The sequence below is a fragment of the Streptomyces sp. NPDC052023 genome, assembly GCF_044548465.1.
GTDB lineage: Bacteria > Actinomycetota > Actinomycetes > Streptomycetales > Streptomycetaceae > Streptomyces.
The window spans coordinates 318,706-333,939 of record NZ_JBIUBW010000005.1 but is presented as its reverse complement, the minus strand read 5'-3'; the positions used below and the strand labels follow the sequence as shown (position 1 = coordinate 333,939).

The window sequence follows — 15,234 nt, the reverse complement described above, 5'->3', positions numbered from 1 at the left end:
GCCGGGCCCGGCCGGGGGCGGTACGGACGCTGCGTGCAGCGGCCCCGGCCTCACCGACCGGCCCACGGAGGACCCCGGTGCCCGTATCCCTCGGCGAGGACGTGGTGGCGCTGCTGCGCCGCCCCTGCACCTGCTACCTCGCGACGTCGATGCCCGACGGCTCACCCCAGCTCACCCAGACGTGGGTCGACACGGACGGTGAGCACGTCCTGATCAACAGCGTCGAGTCGCACCAGAAGACCCGGAACATCCAGCGCGACCCGCGGGTGGCCGTCGCTGTCGCCGACCCCTCGGAACCGGCCTTCTACGTCCAGATCCGCGGCCGCGTGCTGCGTGTGACCACCGAGGGAGCGGTCGATCACATCGAGGCGCTCGCGCGGAAGTACCTGGGCGGGCCCTACCCGTGGTTCGGCGGCCGGGACCAGGTCCGGGTGATCTATGTGATCCAGCCGGAACGCGTCAGCAGCCCCCAGGGCTGACCCCGCGGCCGAAGGACGCCGACCGGTTTCCGCAAACCCCTCACGCACTCTCCCAGCTCCGTCTCCGTCGAGGCCCTGAAGTACCCTCGGCGAGCAGGCATGGGGGCCGGACGCATAGTCCGGCCGTTAACTATGTTGCCCCGCCACATGTGCGCCTGATCTGCGTGTTTCTACCGTGTGCCGACACGTACCCGTCCCCACCGCACACGAGGAAGTGGCGCACATGGCCTCCGCAGCATCCGCTCCACCGACGCCGAACAACCTCAAGCGCATCGTCGCCGCGTCCCTCATCGGCACCACCATCGAGTGGTACGACTTCTTCCTTTACGGCTCGGCCGCCGCACTGGTCTTCAACAAGCTGTTCTTCCCGGAGTCCGACCCGCTCGTCGGCACCCTGCTCTCCTTCCTCACCTACGCCGTCGGCTTCGCTGCCCGGCCGATCGGCGCCCTCGTGTTCGGGCACTACGGCGACCGGCTCGGCCGCAAGAAGCTGCTGGTGCTGAGCCTGTTGCTGATGGGTGGCGCGACGTTCGCGATCGGCCTCCTGCCCACACACGCCACGATCGGCAGCGCGGCGCCCGTGCTGCTGACGGTGCTGCGGCTCGTACAGGGCTTCGCGCTCGGTGGCGAGTGGGGCGGCGCCGTCCTGCTGGTCTCGGAGCACGGTGACGCGCGGCGCCGTGGCTTCTGGGCGTCGTGGCCGCAGACCGGCGCGCCCGCGGGGCAGTTGCTGGCGACCGGCGTGCTGTCCTTCCTCACCGCCGTCCTCTCCGAGAGCGCCTTCACCGGCTGGGGCTGGCGGATTCCCTTCCTGCTCTCCGGTGTGCTGGTGATCGTGGGGCTGTGGATCCGGCTGTCCGTCGACGAGTCGCCCGTGTTCCAGCAGGCGCTCGCCCAGGCCGAGGCGCGCAAGGCCGACCGCACGGCACAGGCCGAGAAGGCGCCGCTGGTCGCGGTGTTGCGCCACCACTGGCGTGATGTCCTCGTGGCGATGGGCGCCCGTATGGCCGAGAACATCAGCTACTACGTCATCACCGCCTTCATCCTCGTCTACGCCACCACCGCCGCCGGCATCTCCAAGCAGACCGCCCTCAACGCGGTGCTCATCGCGTCGGCCGTGCACTTCGCGGTCATCCCGCTGTGGGGCGCGCTGTCCGACCGGATCGGCCGCCGTCCCGTCTACCTGATCGGCACGGTGGGCGTCGGCCTGTGGATGTTCCCGTTCTTCTGGCTCATCGACACCGGCGGCTTCGGCAACCTGATCCTCGCCGTGACCGTGGGCCTGGTGCTGCACGGGGCGATGTACGCGCCGCAGGCCGCCTTCTTCTCCGAGATGTTCGCGACCCGGATGCGCTACTCCGGCGCTTCCATCGGCGCCCAGTTCGCCTCCGTGGCGGCCGGCGCCCCGGCCCCGCTGATCGCGACCGCCCTGCTGTCCGCATACGGCACCTCCACCCCGATCGCCCTGTACGTGATCGCCGCGGCGCTCCTCACGGCCGTCGCCGTGGCGGTGGCCAAGGAGACCCGCAACCGGGATCTGGCCGATGTCGAGGCGGAAACCGACGCGGCGTCCCCGCCGGTCAAGGCGGCTGACGCGCACACCGCCTGATCCTCGTGCCGCTGACCCCCGTACGCCCCCGTGGCGGCGGGGGTCAGGGGCGTATCGAGGAAGCCGTGAGGCGCTGCAGGCGCAGAGCGAGCTGGATCTCCAGGGCGCGGGACGGGCTCTGCCAGTCGTCGCCCAGCAGCCGGCCGACGCGCTCCAGACGCTGGGCCACGGTGTTGACGTGGACGTGGAGTTCGTCCTTGGTGCGGGCGGGGCTCATCCCGCAGGCGAAGTACGCGTCGAGGGTGCGCAGCAGGTCGGTGCCCCGGCGTTCGTCGTACGTGACCACCTGGCCTATCGTGCGGTCGACGAAGCCGGCGATGTCCCGGTCACCGGCCAGCAGCAGCCCCAGGAAGCCGAAGTCCTCGGCGGCCGCGCCGTCCCCGCTGCGGCCGAGCAGGCGCAGGGCGTCCAGGCAGCGCCGCCCCTCCTCGTAGGCGGCGGCCACCGCGTCCGGGTGGGCGGTGAGGTCCTCGACCGGGGCGGACGAGCCGACCGTGACCGCTTCGTGGACGGCGGTGCCCAGGTGCCGGGCGGTGCGGCGGGCCAGGTCCGTCGCCGTGTCACCGGCGTCCAGAGGCAGCAGCAGGACCGTGCCGCCGTCGCGGGCGGCGGCGAGTCCGCGCCGGGTGGCGGCGAGGTGGGACGCGGCGGACCAGAGGCGCCGACGGGCGTCCGCCTCCTGGTCGGCGTCGGCCGCGGGGCCGTCGATGCGGGCGGCCAGGACGACGTGGGTGGTGTCGAGATCGGCGTGCAGCCGGGAGGCTCGCTCGCGCAGCAGGCGGGGGTCACGGTCGCGGGCGTCGAGCAGGTCGTCGAGGAGTTCTCCCCGGACGCGCTGCTCGGCCTCGGCGGCGGAGCGCCGGGCGAGCAGCAGGAGCGAGGTGACCATCGCGGCGCGCTCCAGGGTGCGCTGGTCGACGGGGTCGAGTCCGGGGTGGCCGCGCAGCACGAGCGCTCCGAACAGCTCACCGCCCGCGGCGACGGCGGCGATCCAGTCGCCGGCGTGCCGCACCGCGTGTCCTTCGGTGCGGAAGGCTTCCAGGGCCTGGGTGGGTGCGGCGGTGGCGTCGATGAACTCGACCGTGCCGTCAAGGACTTCGGAGACGGCGGCGGCAACGTCGTGCACCCCGCCGCCGCGCAGCACCAGTTCGGCGAGGCGGTCGTGCACGTCGGAGGCCCGTTCGATGACGGCGCTGCGGTCCCGGATGATCTCGTTGGCGCGCTCCAGGCCGGCGAGCGCCGAACGGGTCTCGGTGAGCAGGTTGGCGGTGTCGATCGCGGCGGCGGCCAGGGCGGCGAAGGAGCCGAGCAGCGCGATCTGCTCCCGCTCGAAGACCCGGGCACGCCGGTCCGCCGCGAAGAGCACGCCGATCACATGGTGCCCGAGCATCAGGGGGACGCCGAGGATGGCGACGAGACCCTCGTCCCGCACGCCCGCGTCGATGGTGTCGGTGTGCTGGAAGCGGCCGTCCTTGAAGTAGTCGTCGGTGACGTAGGGCCGGGCCGTCTGCGCGACCAGGCCGCCGAGTCCCTCCCCCATGCCGAGCCGCAGCTGCTGGAAGCGGGCCGCGACCGAGCCCTCGGTCACCCGCATGTAGGTGTCGCCGCGGTCCGGGTCGTTCAGGCTGAGGTAGGCGATGTCGGTGCCGAGCAGCGACCGGGCGCGCTGCACGATGGCCTGGAGGACGGCATCGAGGTCGCGCAGCCCGGCCAGGTCGTGGGCGGTCTCGAAGAGCGCCGACAGCTCGGCCTCCCGGCGCCGCCGCCCCTCCAGCTCCGACCGGACGCGCAGCGCGAGCAGCTTGGCGTGTTCGAGTGCCGCGATCCACCGGTCCGGCCGGCCCTGGGCGCGGGCGAGGAGCACGGGCTGCTCGTAGGCGTCGGCGGACGCGCCACGGGCCAGCAGCTCCAGGAACGGCACCTCTGCGCCGTACGGTGGCGCTTCGGGCTCGTCCGTGGGGCGCTCGGCGGACTGCACGTGATCGCGGGACATGGTCACAGGATTCCTCATCGCCGGGCCACCCCGTCCAGCCCTGTGGAAAACTCCGGGCACCCCCGAACGCGGTCGAACTAGTGAGCGGTCCAGCCGCCGTCGAGCACGAGCGACGCACCGGTCATGAAGGACGCCTGAGGACCGCACAGATAGGCCACGGCCTCGGCGACCTCCTCGGGCTCGATGAGCCGCTTGACCGCGCTGTCCTGCAGCAGGACCTCCGACAGCACCCTTTCCCGCGGGATGCCGTGTGCCCGGGCCTGGTCGGCGATCTGCTCCTCGACCAGCGGGGTGCGCACATAGCCGGGGTTCACGCAGTTCGATGTCACGCCGTGAGGCGCGCCTTCCAGGGCGGCGGTCTTGGACAGCCCCTCCAGGCCGTGCTTGGCGGCCACGTACGCCGACTTGTAGGCAGAGGCGCGCAGGCCGTGCACCGAGGAGATGTTCACGATGCGCCCCCAGCCCTGGCCGTACATGTGCGGCAGCGCCCCGCGGACGAGCCGGAACGGCGCCTCCAGCATCACGGTGAGCACGGTGTGGAAGACGTCGGGCGGGAACTCCTCGATGGGCCGGACCAGTTGCAGTCCGGCGTTGTTCACCAGCACGTCCGTGCCGGCGGCCGCGGCCTCGGCGGCGTCCAGGTCGGTGAGGTCGAGGACCTGCGGTTCGACACTGCCCGGCAGGCCCGCCGACTGCTCGGCGAGCGCCGCGAGGCCGGAGTCGTCCCTGTCGACCGCTCTCACCTTGGCGCCGGCGGCCGCGAGCCGCAGGACGCAGGCGCGGCCGATACCACCGGCGGCGCCGGTGACGAGGGCCGTGCGGCCACCGAGGTCGAGCGACGGGGCAGGAGGGCCGGGGAAGGCACGGGACGCGGTCATGGGACTGACCCTAGGCAGCCCTCTCCCCTCGCCCCATGTGGTCAGCCCCCATACTTCATCCCGATGTCGTGGGGTCGAACCATGTGGGTGCGTCCGACAGGGCCTGCTTGATCCGCAGCACTGCGAACTCGTTGAGCTCCGGTAGGGCATCGAGGCCGAACCAGGCGACGTCCAGCGACTCGTCGTCGTTCACACGCGCCTCGCCGCCGACGGCCCGGCAGCGGAACGTGATGTCCATGTACTGGCAGATGTCCTTGTTGCCGTACGTGACGGGCTTCAGCGCCTGGACCAGCACCACCCGCTCCGGCCGGCAGTGCACCGCCGTCTCCTCGTGGACCTCCCGCACGGCACAGGCGGCGGGCTGCTCTCCGGGGTCGGGGATACCGCCGATCAGCGACCACCGTCCGGTGTCCGACCGGCGGTTCAGCAGCACCCGTCCGTCGTCGTCGAGGACGACCGCGGTGACCCCCGGGAGCCACAGGAGCTGATGACCGGCGGTCGCTCGCAGAGCGCGGATGAAGTCAGGAGTCGCCATGGGACGACCCTAACGGGCTGTTTCCACGGTCCCGGACGGGTTCCGGAGGCGTACCGCGGGCGTACCGCTACGCGTCAGCCGCGCGCCGCCCGCGCGCGGCCGCGGTGACCGCCCAGCCGAGACCACCCGCCGCCACCAGCACCAGGGCGATCTCCGGCAGGACGCCGAGGCGGGTGGCGGGCGTCAGGGAGGAGCGCAGCGGCACCTCCTGGACCAGGGAGTCGGCCACGAACATGCCGGTCCGCTGGGTGATCGTCCCGTCCGGCAGGATGATCGCGCTGACACCGCTGGTCACCGGCACGGCGACGGTACGGCTGTGCTCGACGGCGCGGACGCGGGACATGGCGAGCTGCTGATAGGTCATCTCGCTGCGGTCGAAGGTCGCGTTGTTGCTGGGGACCGAGATCAGCTGCGCGCCGTCGACGACCTCGGAGCGCACGGCCCAGTCGAACGCCGCCTCGTAGCAGGTCACGAGGCCGACCGTGGCGCCGTCCATGTCGAACACGCCGGGCTCGCCGCCCCGGCTGAAGTCCTGGCGGACCATGGACGTCCAGCTCTCGTTGATCATGTCGAGCAACGGGCGCAGCGGCAGGTACTCGCCGAACGGCTGGATCTGCCGCTTGTCGTAGGTGTCGACGGGCCCCTTCCGCGGGTCCCACAGGATCTGCTCGTTGAGGAGCTTGCCGTCACGCTCGACGACCCCGCCCACCGAGATGGGCACACCGATCGCCTTGGCCGCATGGTCGATGACCTCGTAGGCGTCGGGGTTGGCGAAGGGGTCGATGTCGGAGGAGTTCTCCGGCCACAGCACGAAGTCGGGCCTGGCCACCCTGCCGGCCTCGACCTCGGCGGCCAGGCGCTCCGTCTCGCGCGCGTGGTAGTCGAGTACGGCGCGCCGCTGGGAGTTGAAGTCGAGGCCCGCGCGCGGCACGTTGCCCTGGATCACGGCGACGGTCGTCGTGCCGTTCTCGGCCCGGTCGCTCACCAGGGGGCGCGCGGCGAGGGCACCGGCCAGCGGCACGGCGACACCGAGTAGCGCCACCGCCGCCGCGCCCCGCCGTACCGTCCCGGTGCGCCGCGCCGCAAGGCTCAGCCGGGCGACGTCGTACAGACCGAAGCCGCACAGAACCACGGCGAAGCCGAGCACCGGCGTGCCGCCGACCGCGGCCAAGGGCAGGAAGAGGCCGTCCGCCTGCCCGAAGGCGATCTTGCCCCACGGGAAGCCTTCGAACGGCACACGCGCGCGTGCCGCCTCACCGGCGATCCACACCGCCGCCGCCCACACCGGCCGGCCGGGCAGCCTGGACACCGCCGCGACACCCACGCCCACCAGGGCGACGAAGATCGCCTCGATCACGACCAGGGCGAGCCAGGGGCCGGGACCCACCTCCACGCCGGTCCACACCAGCAGCGGAAGCAGAAAGCCGAGGCCGAAGAGGTAGCCGAGACCGAGGGCCGCCTTCCAGCCCCGGCCGCGCAGCACCCAGCCGAAGACGGCGAAGGCCGGCAGGGCCAGCCACCACAGGGTGCGCGGCGGGAAGCTGACGTAGAGAAGCACTCCGGAGAGCGCCGAGGCGGCGGCCGGGACGAGGCGGCGCAGCGACCGCGCGGCGCGCGACTCGGGCGCGGTTCGCGGGTTTGCGGCGTCCGACTCGTCCACGGAGGTTGCGGTGACGGTCACCCCGGGAGTCTACGGCCGCCCCGTTCGTGGCCGACAGCGCGGCCGGAGCGCTCCCCGGGGCCTGACACATCGTTTCTGCACAAGTCGGTGCCACACATCCCCAAACCGCCCACAAGCCGTTACCGTGTGCCCGTGCCCAGGTCGCCCGCGGGACGGCCCGGGCCCGTGCAGGTCGGGAAAACGGCCGGTTGCGGGGGGACGGGTGGGGTTCACGGGAATGACGTCTGTGGCCGATGCGAAGGCCGACGACGGACGACGCAGCGCCTCCGACGCGGCGGGCGTCGTCGTGCTCGGCGCCTGTGCCCTGTGGTCGCTGATCACGGCGGCCGTGCACGGCGGGCGCCCGGAAGGCGTGCTGCTCGCGGTGCTGGCGGTGACGGCCGGTTATGCGGCAGGCCGCGTGTGCGGGGCGATCGCACCGGTCGCCGCAGCGCTGACCGGAGCGCTGGCGGGTACCGGCCTGGCCATCGCCGTTCCGCATCTCGCGCCGGGGCCGCAGCCGGGGGTCCCGCTCGGCCACGCGGGCGCCACCGCGGCCTTGCTCACGCTGGCCACCGGCGCCGCGTGCTGCGCCGCCTGGTCCACGGCCGCACCGGCGCTGCGGCCGGCCCTGTGGGCGCTGGCGGCCGGGATCGTGGCGACCGCGGCCGTACTCGGCACGATCACCGGGGTCGTCGCCGGCACAGGCGTGCTGCTCTGCTCGTTGGCGGCCGGGCGCATGGGCCACCGTGCTGTCGGCCTCGCCGGTCTGGGCGCGGTGGCGGCGGTGGTGGCCGGCCTGACCTGGGCGGTCGCGGCCGGCGCGCTGCCCGCGGGGCTCGCCGCCGCCCTGGAGGGTCCGCTGACGGGGCACCGGGTACAGCTGTGGCACGACGCGCTGGCACTGACCCGCGAGGACCCCGCCCTGGGAGTCGGTCCCGGACGCTTCGGGGAGCTCAGCGCGACCTCGGCGGCGTCGCCGCTGTCCGACGGCAAGCCCCATTCCGCGCTGCTTCAGCAGGCGGCCGAACAGGGGGCCGTTGGAGTGACGCTGCTGGCGGCGGCCTTCTGCTGGCTGCTGTACGCCCTGTGGCGCACCGCCCGCCCGACGCCGGTCGCGCTGAGCGCGGGGGCGGCGCTGACGGCCCTCGCGACCATCGCCTCGGTGGGCAACGCGCTCAGCTTCACGGCGGTTTCGGTGGGCGCCGGACTGCTCGCGGGGCTGGCAACGGCACGCCCGCTGGCGGAGGAGCAGACTCGTCGGGAAGGCACCGTACCGAAGCACCGACCCGTGCCGTGACGAGACCAGCGCTACCTGCGCCCCAGCACACCGGACCTCGCCCGCGGCTGCGACCAGCGGCCGGCCGCTGAGGGCGGCCGATATCCCGGCACCGCTCGCGCGGCGCCCTCCGGCGTCAGCGCGCCGCGCCGGGCCAGGCCGGCCGCAGAAGCTCCATCAGACTCGGCCCACCCCGCGCCGCAGCGGCCCCCGGCCGCAGCACACCCCGCAAGGCCCGGCCCGCCGCACAAGCTCCACCAGGGCTCAAGGCACCCCGCGTCGCAGTGACCCCCGGCCTCAGCGCGCCGCGCCGGGCGTGGTCGGCCGCAGGCGCTCCTTGATGACCCGGACGGCCGCCTCCGCGTCGTCCACGGTGATCGTGAACGTGTGACCGTCCCAGAGCCGCAGCGCCACGCCCTCGCCACGCCGCACGACGACCGCGGTGCCCTTCTCGGGACGCCAGCGGTAGCCCCAGCCGCCCCACTGGCGCGGGGTGACGTGCGGCACGAACTCCGCGCCGGCGACGTCCGACAGCGGGATACGGCGACGCGGCACGCCGATGTGGCCGCAGCGCACTTCCAGGCACTCCTTGTCCACCCGCAGGGCGACGTGCACGAAGGCGAGGGTGCCGAACAGCACGAGCAGCCCGGCGGCGATGCAGCCGACGACCGACATCACGAGCGGTGCGAGTCCTTCGTCCGTCCACGCGGAGGCCACGGCCAGCTCGATGCCGAGCGCCAGACAGGCGGCGCCGACGAGTGCCAGCAGCCACTGGACCCGGTTGGTTGCCCGGCCGGTCCAGACGTCCGGATGCGTGGTGTGCTCGCCGCGTGGGTGGTGCCTCATGCCATTGAGACTACTCAGGTTTCGCTGCGCGGGTAGGGGGTCGCACACAGTGACGGGACAGGGCTGGGCCGGGAGCGGACCGAGCGGTTCCGGTCAATGACCGGCGGTCACCGCACGGGGCTGGCGGCCGCGAGCAGACGGCCTTCCTCGTACGTGAGGGCGGCGTCGGGCAGCGCCCCCTCGCGCCCGCTGAGCAGCACCGTCACGCCGCCGAGTGGCGTGGCCGTGGGGTCGGTGCGCACGCCGATCCGCCGCAGCGCCTGGGCGGCCACGGCACCTGCGGAGCCGTGCAGCACGAGCGGGGGCCGGCCGGCGCGCTGCACGGCGCCGCGGATGCGCTCCGCGACCAGTTCGTAGTGGGTGCAGCCCAGCACGACGGTCGTGACGTCGTCCGGGGTCAGTTCGGCGGCGGCGCGGACGGCGGCGTCGATGGCCGTCTCGTCCGCGCGTTCGACCGCTTCCGCGAGCCCCCAGCACGGCACCTCCGCGACGTCCACGCCGTCGGCGAAGTTCTCGATGAGCCCGCGCTGGTACGGGCTGCCGGTGGTCGCGGGCGTGGCCCAGATCGCGACAGGTCCGCCGCCCGCCGCCGCGGGCTTGATCGCCGGTACCGTGCCGACGACGGGCAGCGCGGGCTCCAGGCGGGCGCGCAGGGCGGTCAGGGCGTGCACGGTGGCGGTGTTGCAGCCGACGATGAGGGCGTCGGGACGATGCGCGGCGGCCGCCTCGGCGACGGCCAGGGCGCGCGCGGTGAGGTCCTCCACCGTCCGGGGTCCCCAGGGCATGCCCTCGGGGTCGAGGGAGAGGACGAGATCGGCGTCGGGTCGCAGGCGCCGTACCGCTGCGGTGGCCGCCAGCAGACCGATTCCGGAGTCCATGAGCGCGATCTTCACCCGGCCACGATAGACGATGGGCAGTTCGCGGCCGGTCCGGTGGGGCAGACTGCGCGGATGAGCGCCTTGCTGTGGATCGCCGCCGGATCCCTCTCCGCCTGGCTGTGGCTGCTGCTCTGTCAGGGGTTCTTCTGGCGCACGGACATCCGCTTGCCGCCGCGAGCGGCTCCCGCCGTCTGGCCGTCGGTGTGCGTCGTCGTCCCCGCGCGCGACGAGGCCGCTGTGCTCCCGGCCGGTCTGCCGTCGCTGCTCGCCCAGGACTATCCCGGGCGGGCCGAGGTCTTCCTGGTGGACGACGGCAGCACGGACGGCACCGGGGAGCTGGCACGCGAGCTGTCGCGCCGGTACGGCGGGCTGCCGCTGACCGTGGCCTCGCCGGGCGAACCGCCCGCGGGCTGGACCGGCAAGCTCTGGGCGGTGCGGCACGGCATCGGCCTGGCCCGCGCGCGTGCCCCCGAGTACCTCCTGCTCACCGACGCCGACATCGCGCACGCGCCGGACAGTCTGCGCGAGCTGGTCGCGGCGGCGCACACCGGTGACTTCGACGTCGTCTCCCAGATGGCCCGGCTGCGCGTCGAGAGCCTGTGGGAGCGCCTCGTCGTGCCGGCCTTCGTGTACTTCTTCGCGCAGCTGTATCCGTTCCGCCGTATCGGCCGGAAGGGCGCGCGCACGGCAGCCGCGGCGGGCGGCTGCGTACTGCTGCGCACCGAGGCCGCCATGCGCGCGCGGATCCCCGACGCCATCCGGCACGCCGTCATCGACGACGTGGCCCTCGCGCGGGCCGTGCGCGGCAGCGGCGGGCGTATCTGGCTGGGGCTGGCCGACCGCGTGGACAGCGTGCGCCCCTATCCCCGGCTGCACGACCTGTGGCGGATGGTCTCGCGCAGCGCCTACGCCCAGTTGCGGCACAACCCACTGGTGCTCGCCGGGACGGTGGCCGGGCTCGCGGTGGTGTACCTGGTGCCGCCCGTGGCGGTGGCCGTGGGCCTGGCCCTGGGGAGCACGGCGACCGCGGTGCTCGGCGCCCTGGCGTGGCTCGTGATGACGGGGACGTACCTGCCGATGCTCCGCTACTACGCGCAGCCCCTGTGGCTCGCTCCCCTGCTGCCGTTCACCGCGTCCCTGTACCTGCTCATGACCGTCGACTCCGCGGTGCGGCACTACAGGGGACGCGGTGCGGCCTGGAAGGGCCGCACCTACACACGGCCGGACGCCGTACCCGACGAGGGGTGAGCCGGCGGCGGGCTCACTTGCGGCCGGGTGTCCAGTTCATGCCCCATCCGTAGGCTCGGTCGACGGCCCGCTGCATGCTCACCCCGCGATCGGGGACCAGGTAACGCGCCTCGCGCTGGACGACCAGGTCCTGGCCGGTGCTGGTGATGAGCGCGAGCGCGCACACCGGGGAGGGAACCGTGCACTCGTCCAGCGAGAAGTCGATCGGCGCGCCGAACTGCGGATGCAGGGTGACCGTGGCGTGCAGGTCGGCGAACGAACGGGCGCCCTCGTAGATGGTCACGAAGACGAGGATGCGCCGGAACGCCTGCTTGTGGTCGAGGTTGATGGTGAGGTTCTCACCGCTCGCCACGGCACCGGTGCGGTCGTCGCCGTCGAGGTGGATGTACGGCGGCTGGTGCAGCGACCCGAAGGCGTTGCCGAGGGCCTGTACGACTCCCTTGCTGCCGTCGTTGAGTTCGTACAGGGCGCACAGGTCGAGGTCGAGGTCCGAGTGCATGGCGACGGCGCGGCCGCGCTTGCTGCCCCATCCCGAGAACTGTTTGCGCACCTGCCAGTTGAGGTTCACGCGCATGGCACCCGACGTTCCGCCCTGCTTGGTGAGCGACACCGACGGGGACGCCTTGGTCAGCGTGACCTTGGTGAGCTGGACGGGAGCGGGCGGGGCCGGCGGGGCAGCCGGCGGAGCGGCGGGGGCGGGCGGGGCGGCGGTCGCGGGCCGGGCCGGAGGGACCGGGGGTGCGGCGGGTGCGGTCTGCCGCGGCTCGTCCACCGTGATGCCGTAGTCCGTGGCCAGGCCCTCCAGGCCGCTGCTGTACCCCTGGCCGACGGCGCGGAACTTCCAGGCACCCTGGCGCCGGTAGAACTCGCCGAGCACGAAGGCCGTTTCGACGGTCGCGCCCGCGCTGTCGAACCGCGCCGCCACCGTGCCCCCGCCGGCGTCCTTGACCTCGATGTAAAGACCCGGCACCTGTGCGAACGTCCCGCCGTCGGCGGACGCGGCGAGCACCACCGTCTCGATGGCGGGCTCCACGCGCGCGAGGTCGACGACCAGCGTGTCGGTGACCTGGCCGCCGGCGTCCCGTTTCCCCTCGTACCGGATCGCTCCGGAGGAGTGCTGCGGCTGGTTGTAGAAGACGAAGTCCGCGTCCGAGCGGACCTTTCCGCCCACCAGCAGCAGCGCCGAGGCGTCGGTGTCGGGCACGCCCGGTCCGGAGCGCCAGCCCAGTTCCACCCGCAGCGCCGTCGTCGGCACCGGGACGTTCGATCCCTTCGGCATTGACATGTCCGCCCCCATCAGCTGTCACCACGCCAGGTCACGTCCCGGCATCCCGTCGCGTTCTCTGCGCCCCCCAACGTATTGCCCAGAGCGCCGGACGCCCATGTGGAGCGCAGAAACACAAGTCGTCAACCGCCGGTAACCCCCCGGGAACTGAGCCTTTACACGATCCGAACCCCGTCTGGTGCCCCTTTTTCCCAAGTTCGCTCACATTGGGGATCCCACGTCACCGCCGACACGGAAAACAACCCTCTTATCGGTCTCCCCAACCAGCACATCGTGGGCTTAACTTATGTGCCATGACCTCCCCCCGCTCCACCTATGGCGGCGGCTACTACTCCGCCTCCTTCCCGGACACCCCGATCTACGACTCGCTCGTCGCCGAGCGGGGCACCCCGCAAATCGCCCCGATCCGGGTCCCCGCCGCGTACGACACCCCGGGCAGCCACCTGCCCGCCCTCCCCTCCGCGCTGCCCGCCCTCCCCGCGGCCCCTTCCCAGCCCGCGTACGGCTACCCGCAGGCGCAGCAGCCCGCTCCGCTGCAGCAGGCGCCGACGGCCTACATCCCGCAGCAGGCCGCCGCACCTCGCGGATACCCCGGCCCGCAGCCGCAGCACCCCCGCCCCGCCGCACCCGGCGGCACGGGCTACGAGGCGATGCGCCCCGCGGCCCCCCGGCCCACCCCGGCGCCGTACCAGGACCCTTACCAGCACCAGCAGTACCGCGGTTACTGATCACACCGTGAGGTTGCCGGCGCCGGCTGGCACGATGGCCTCATGGGGAACGCGGAGCTGCAGTCGATTCACGTCCATCCGGTCAAGGCGTTCCGGGGCCTGGCGCCCCGTGAGGCCGTCGTGGAGCCCTGGGGGCTGGCCGGGGACAGACGCTGGGTGCTGATCGACGACGGGGGGAAGGTCGTCACCCAACGCCAGCAACCGCGTCTCGCGCTTGCCGCCGCCGAGCTCGTGCCCGGCGGCGTCCGGCTGTCCGGTCCCGGGACGGAGCCGCTCGAAGTGCCCGTCCCGGAACCGGCGGGCACGGTCACGCTGGACATCTTCGGCAACAAGGTGGAGGGGGTCCTCGCCGGCGAGTCCGCACACGCGTGGTGCAGCGCCTACCTCGGGGCGGGTGCGCGCCTGGTCCACATGGACGACCCCGCCACACGCAGGCCGGTCGCCCCGGAGCACGCGCTGCCCGGCGAGACGGTCTCGTTCGCCGACGCCTTTCCCCTGCTGCTCACCACGGCAGCCTCGCTCGACGCCCTGAACTCCCTCATCGCCGAGGACGGTCTCGCCGCCGAGGGCCCCCTGCCGATGAACCGCTTCCGGCCGAATCTGGTCGTCGCGGGCACCTCACCCTGGGCCGAGGACGGCTGGAGGCGCATCGCCGTCGGCGAGGTCGAGTTCCGCGTCGCCAGGATGTGCGGGCGGTGCGTCGTGACGACGACCGACCAGGACACCGCCGAGCGCGGCAAGGAGCCCCTGCGCACCCTCGGCCGGCACCGCCGGATCGGCGGCCGCCTGATCTTCGGACAGCATCTCGTGCCCCTGTCGCCGGGCACGGTCCGCACCGGTGACCCGGTCCGCGTCCTCGAATGAGCGATGTCCGCGGGGAGCCGCTGCCGGCGGGAACCCGGCGGCGGGACCTGGGCGTTGGGCCCTTTGTGAGACGTTCGTGAGAGGTCCGGGGGACACGGGTGATGTCGCTCTCTCTTCGACCGGTACCGCGTGTGAACGGCTCCGCGGGGTTGTCATGGAGCGGGAAGGGGGGTGCGGAAGATGCTCGCTGTTCGCGGTCTGTGGCGCTGGCGGCACAATCCGCTGCGCCGCACGACCGATCTCATGGAGGCCTGGGTGGCGCTGGCCGCCCTGCTGCTGATACTCCTCGTCGCACCCTCGATCGGAGCTCTCGCCGGCTCCGCGGCTCAGGACGGCCTTCTGCGGTCCGTCCGCCGGCAGCACGAGTCCCGGCATCCGGTGACCGCCACCGTCCTCCGGGAGCTGGATCGTGCCACGCTCGCCGCCGACCCCGAGACGGTCGCGCGGGACAACAGGACACGCGTCCTCGCACACTGGACCGCTCCGGACGGCACCGAGCGGACCGGTCCGGTCGCCGCCGGGCTCAAGGACCCCGAGCCGGGCGACCGGTTCGCGACATGGACCGACGAGCAGGGGCGCCCGGCGGTGCGCCCGCTGGACGCCGCGACGGCGTCGACGCACGCCGTGCTCGCCGGGGTCGGCGCGGCTCTTGCGGCCATGTGCCTGATCGAGGGCGCAAGACGGCTGATCGTCTGGCGCATGGTCCTTCGCCGGTACGCGCGTTGGGACCAGGCATGGGACCGGGCGGGCCCTGACTGGGGCAGGACCGGCACGGGCAGCTGACGGCCTTCCGGCTCCGGTCAACCCGGCGTCCGCGCGCACGCTACGGTGGACCGGCCGAAGCGAGATTCGGCATCGACCTGCGCGCGAGAGAGCTTCAGGGGTGCGCCGGTGTCGAGCGCGCGAGCGCGCGACGGCCCTCCGGGGCCGGGCGCGGTCACGGGTTCCGGCA

14 protein-coding genes are annotated in these 15,234 nt (G+C 73.2%); 7 read left to right on the top strand and 7 right to left on the bottom strand.

Features of this window, described 5'->3' with window-relative positions; all coding sequences use genetic code 11:
* Positions 1-77 precede the first annotated feature (77 nt).
* Together ACIHCM_RS14195 and ACIHCM_RS14190 are read left to right on the top strand one after the other, a co-directional pair.
* Positions 78-479: a PPOX class F420-dependent oxidoreductase gene (locus tag ACIHCM_RS14195; protein WP_399894241.1), complete on the top strand. Its 402-nt coding sequence runs from the start codon at positions 78-80 to the stop codon at positions 477-479.
* A 223-nt stretch (positions 480-702) separates the two neighbouring features.
* On the top strand, positions 703-2,088 hold the full coding sequence (locus ACIHCM_RS14190) for an MFS transporter (RefSeq protein WP_399894238.1): 1,386 nt from the start codon (positions 703-705) through the stop codon (positions 2,086-2,088).
* Between the two features lie 43 nt (positions 2,089-2,131).
* On the opposite strand, the gene ACIHCM_RS14185 is transcribed toward ACIHCM_RS14190, so the two are convergent.
* From ACIHCM_RS14185 to lnt, 4 genes are all read right to left on the bottom strand, one after another.
* A complete protein-coding gene (locus ACIHCM_RS14185) occupies positions 2,132-4,081 on the bottom strand; it encodes a helix-turn-helix domain-containing protein (protein WP_399894235.1) in 1,950 nt (649 codons plus the stop codon).
* Positions 4,082-4,158: 77 nt separating this feature from the next.
* Positions 4,159-4,959, bottom strand: coding sequence for a 3-hydroxybutyrate dehydrogenase (locus tag ACIHCM_RS14180; RefSeq protein ID WP_399894232.1), 801 nt, complete (start codon positions 4,957-4,959; stop codon positions 4,159-4,161).
* A gap of 55 nt (positions 4,960-5,014) precedes the next feature.
* On the bottom strand, positions 5,015-5,494 hold the full coding sequence (locus tag ACIHCM_RS14175) for an NUDIX hydrolase (RefSeq protein ID WP_399894229.1): 480 nt from the start codon (positions 5,492-5,494) through the stop codon (positions 5,015-5,017).
* Between the two features lie 67 nt (positions 5,495-5,561).
* Positions 5,562-7,175, bottom strand: a complete 1,614-nt coding sequence (lnt, locus tag ACIHCM_RS14170) for an apolipoprotein N-acyltransferase (RefSeq protein ID WP_399894226.1) — start codon at positions 7,173-7,175, stop codon at positions 5,562-5,564.
* Positions 7,176-7,392: 217 nt separating this feature from the next.
* Between lnt and ACIHCM_RS14165 the strand changes: the two genes are divergently transcribed.
* The gene (locus ACIHCM_RS14165; protein ID WP_399894223.1) at positions 7,393-8,454 is read left to right on the top strand and encodes an O-antigen ligase family protein; all 1,062 of its coding nucleotides are present in this window, start codon (positions 7,393-7,395) and stop codon (positions 8,452-8,454) included.
* A 276-nt stretch (positions 8,455-8,730) separates the two neighbouring features.
* Here the strand turns inward: ACIHCM_RS14165 and ACIHCM_RS14160 are convergent, their stop codons facing one another.
* Together ACIHCM_RS14160 and ACIHCM_RS14155 are read right to left on the bottom strand one after the other, a co-directional pair.
* Positions 8,731-9,279 carry a hypothetical protein gene (locus ACIHCM_RS14160; RefSeq protein ID WP_399894220.1) on the bottom strand — a complete coding sequence of 183 codons (549 nt, stop codon included), beginning with the start codon at positions 9,277-9,279 and terminating at the stop codon, positions 8,731-8,733.
* A gap of 107 nt (positions 9,280-9,386) precedes the next feature.
* Positions 9,387-10,172, bottom strand: a complete 786-nt coding sequence (locus ACIHCM_RS14155; RefSeq protein WP_399894217.1) for a glutamate racemase — start codon at positions 10,170-10,172, stop codon at positions 9,387-9,389.
* Positions 10,173-10,229: 57 nt separating this feature from the next.
* Here ACIHCM_RS14155 and ACIHCM_RS14150 point away from each other — a divergent pair, with 57 nt between their 5' ends.
* Positions 10,230-11,405, top strand: a complete 1,176-nt coding sequence (locus tag ACIHCM_RS14150) for a glycosyltransferase (protein WP_399894214.1) — start codon at positions 10,230-10,232, stop codon at positions 11,403-11,405.
* A 13-nt stretch (positions 11,406-11,418) separates the two neighbouring features.
* Here ACIHCM_RS14150 and ACIHCM_RS14145 read toward each other — a convergent pair whose 3' ends face one another.
* On the bottom strand, positions 11,419-12,684 hold the full coding sequence (locus ACIHCM_RS14145; RefSeq protein ID WP_399894641.1) for a TerD family protein: 1,266 nt from the start codon (positions 12,682-12,684) through the stop codon (positions 11,419-11,421).
* 299 nt (positions 12,685-12,983) lie between these two features.
* Between ACIHCM_RS14145 and ACIHCM_RS14140 the strand changes: the two genes are divergently transcribed.
* The 3 genes from ACIHCM_RS14140 (at position 12,984) to ACIHCM_RS14130 (ending at position 15,065) form a co-directional block, all read left to right on the top strand.
* A complete protein-coding gene (locus tag ACIHCM_RS14140; RefSeq protein ID WP_399894211.1) occupies positions 12,984-13,418 on the top strand; it encodes a DUF6643 family protein in 435 nt (144 codons plus the stop codon).
* A gap of 42 nt (positions 13,419-13,460) precedes the next feature.
* The gene (locus ACIHCM_RS14135; RefSeq protein ID WP_399894208.1) at positions 13,461-14,282 is read left to right on the top strand and encodes an MOSC domain-containing protein; all 822 of its coding nucleotides are present in this window, start codon (positions 13,461-13,463) and stop codon (positions 14,280-14,282) included.
* Positions 14,283-14,462: 180 nt separating this feature from the next.
* Positions 14,463-15,065, top strand: coding sequence for a hypothetical protein (locus tag ACIHCM_RS14130; RefSeq protein WP_399894205.1), 603 nt, complete (start codon positions 14,463-14,465; stop codon positions 15,063-15,065).
* Positions 15,066-15,234 lie beyond the last annotated feature (169 nt).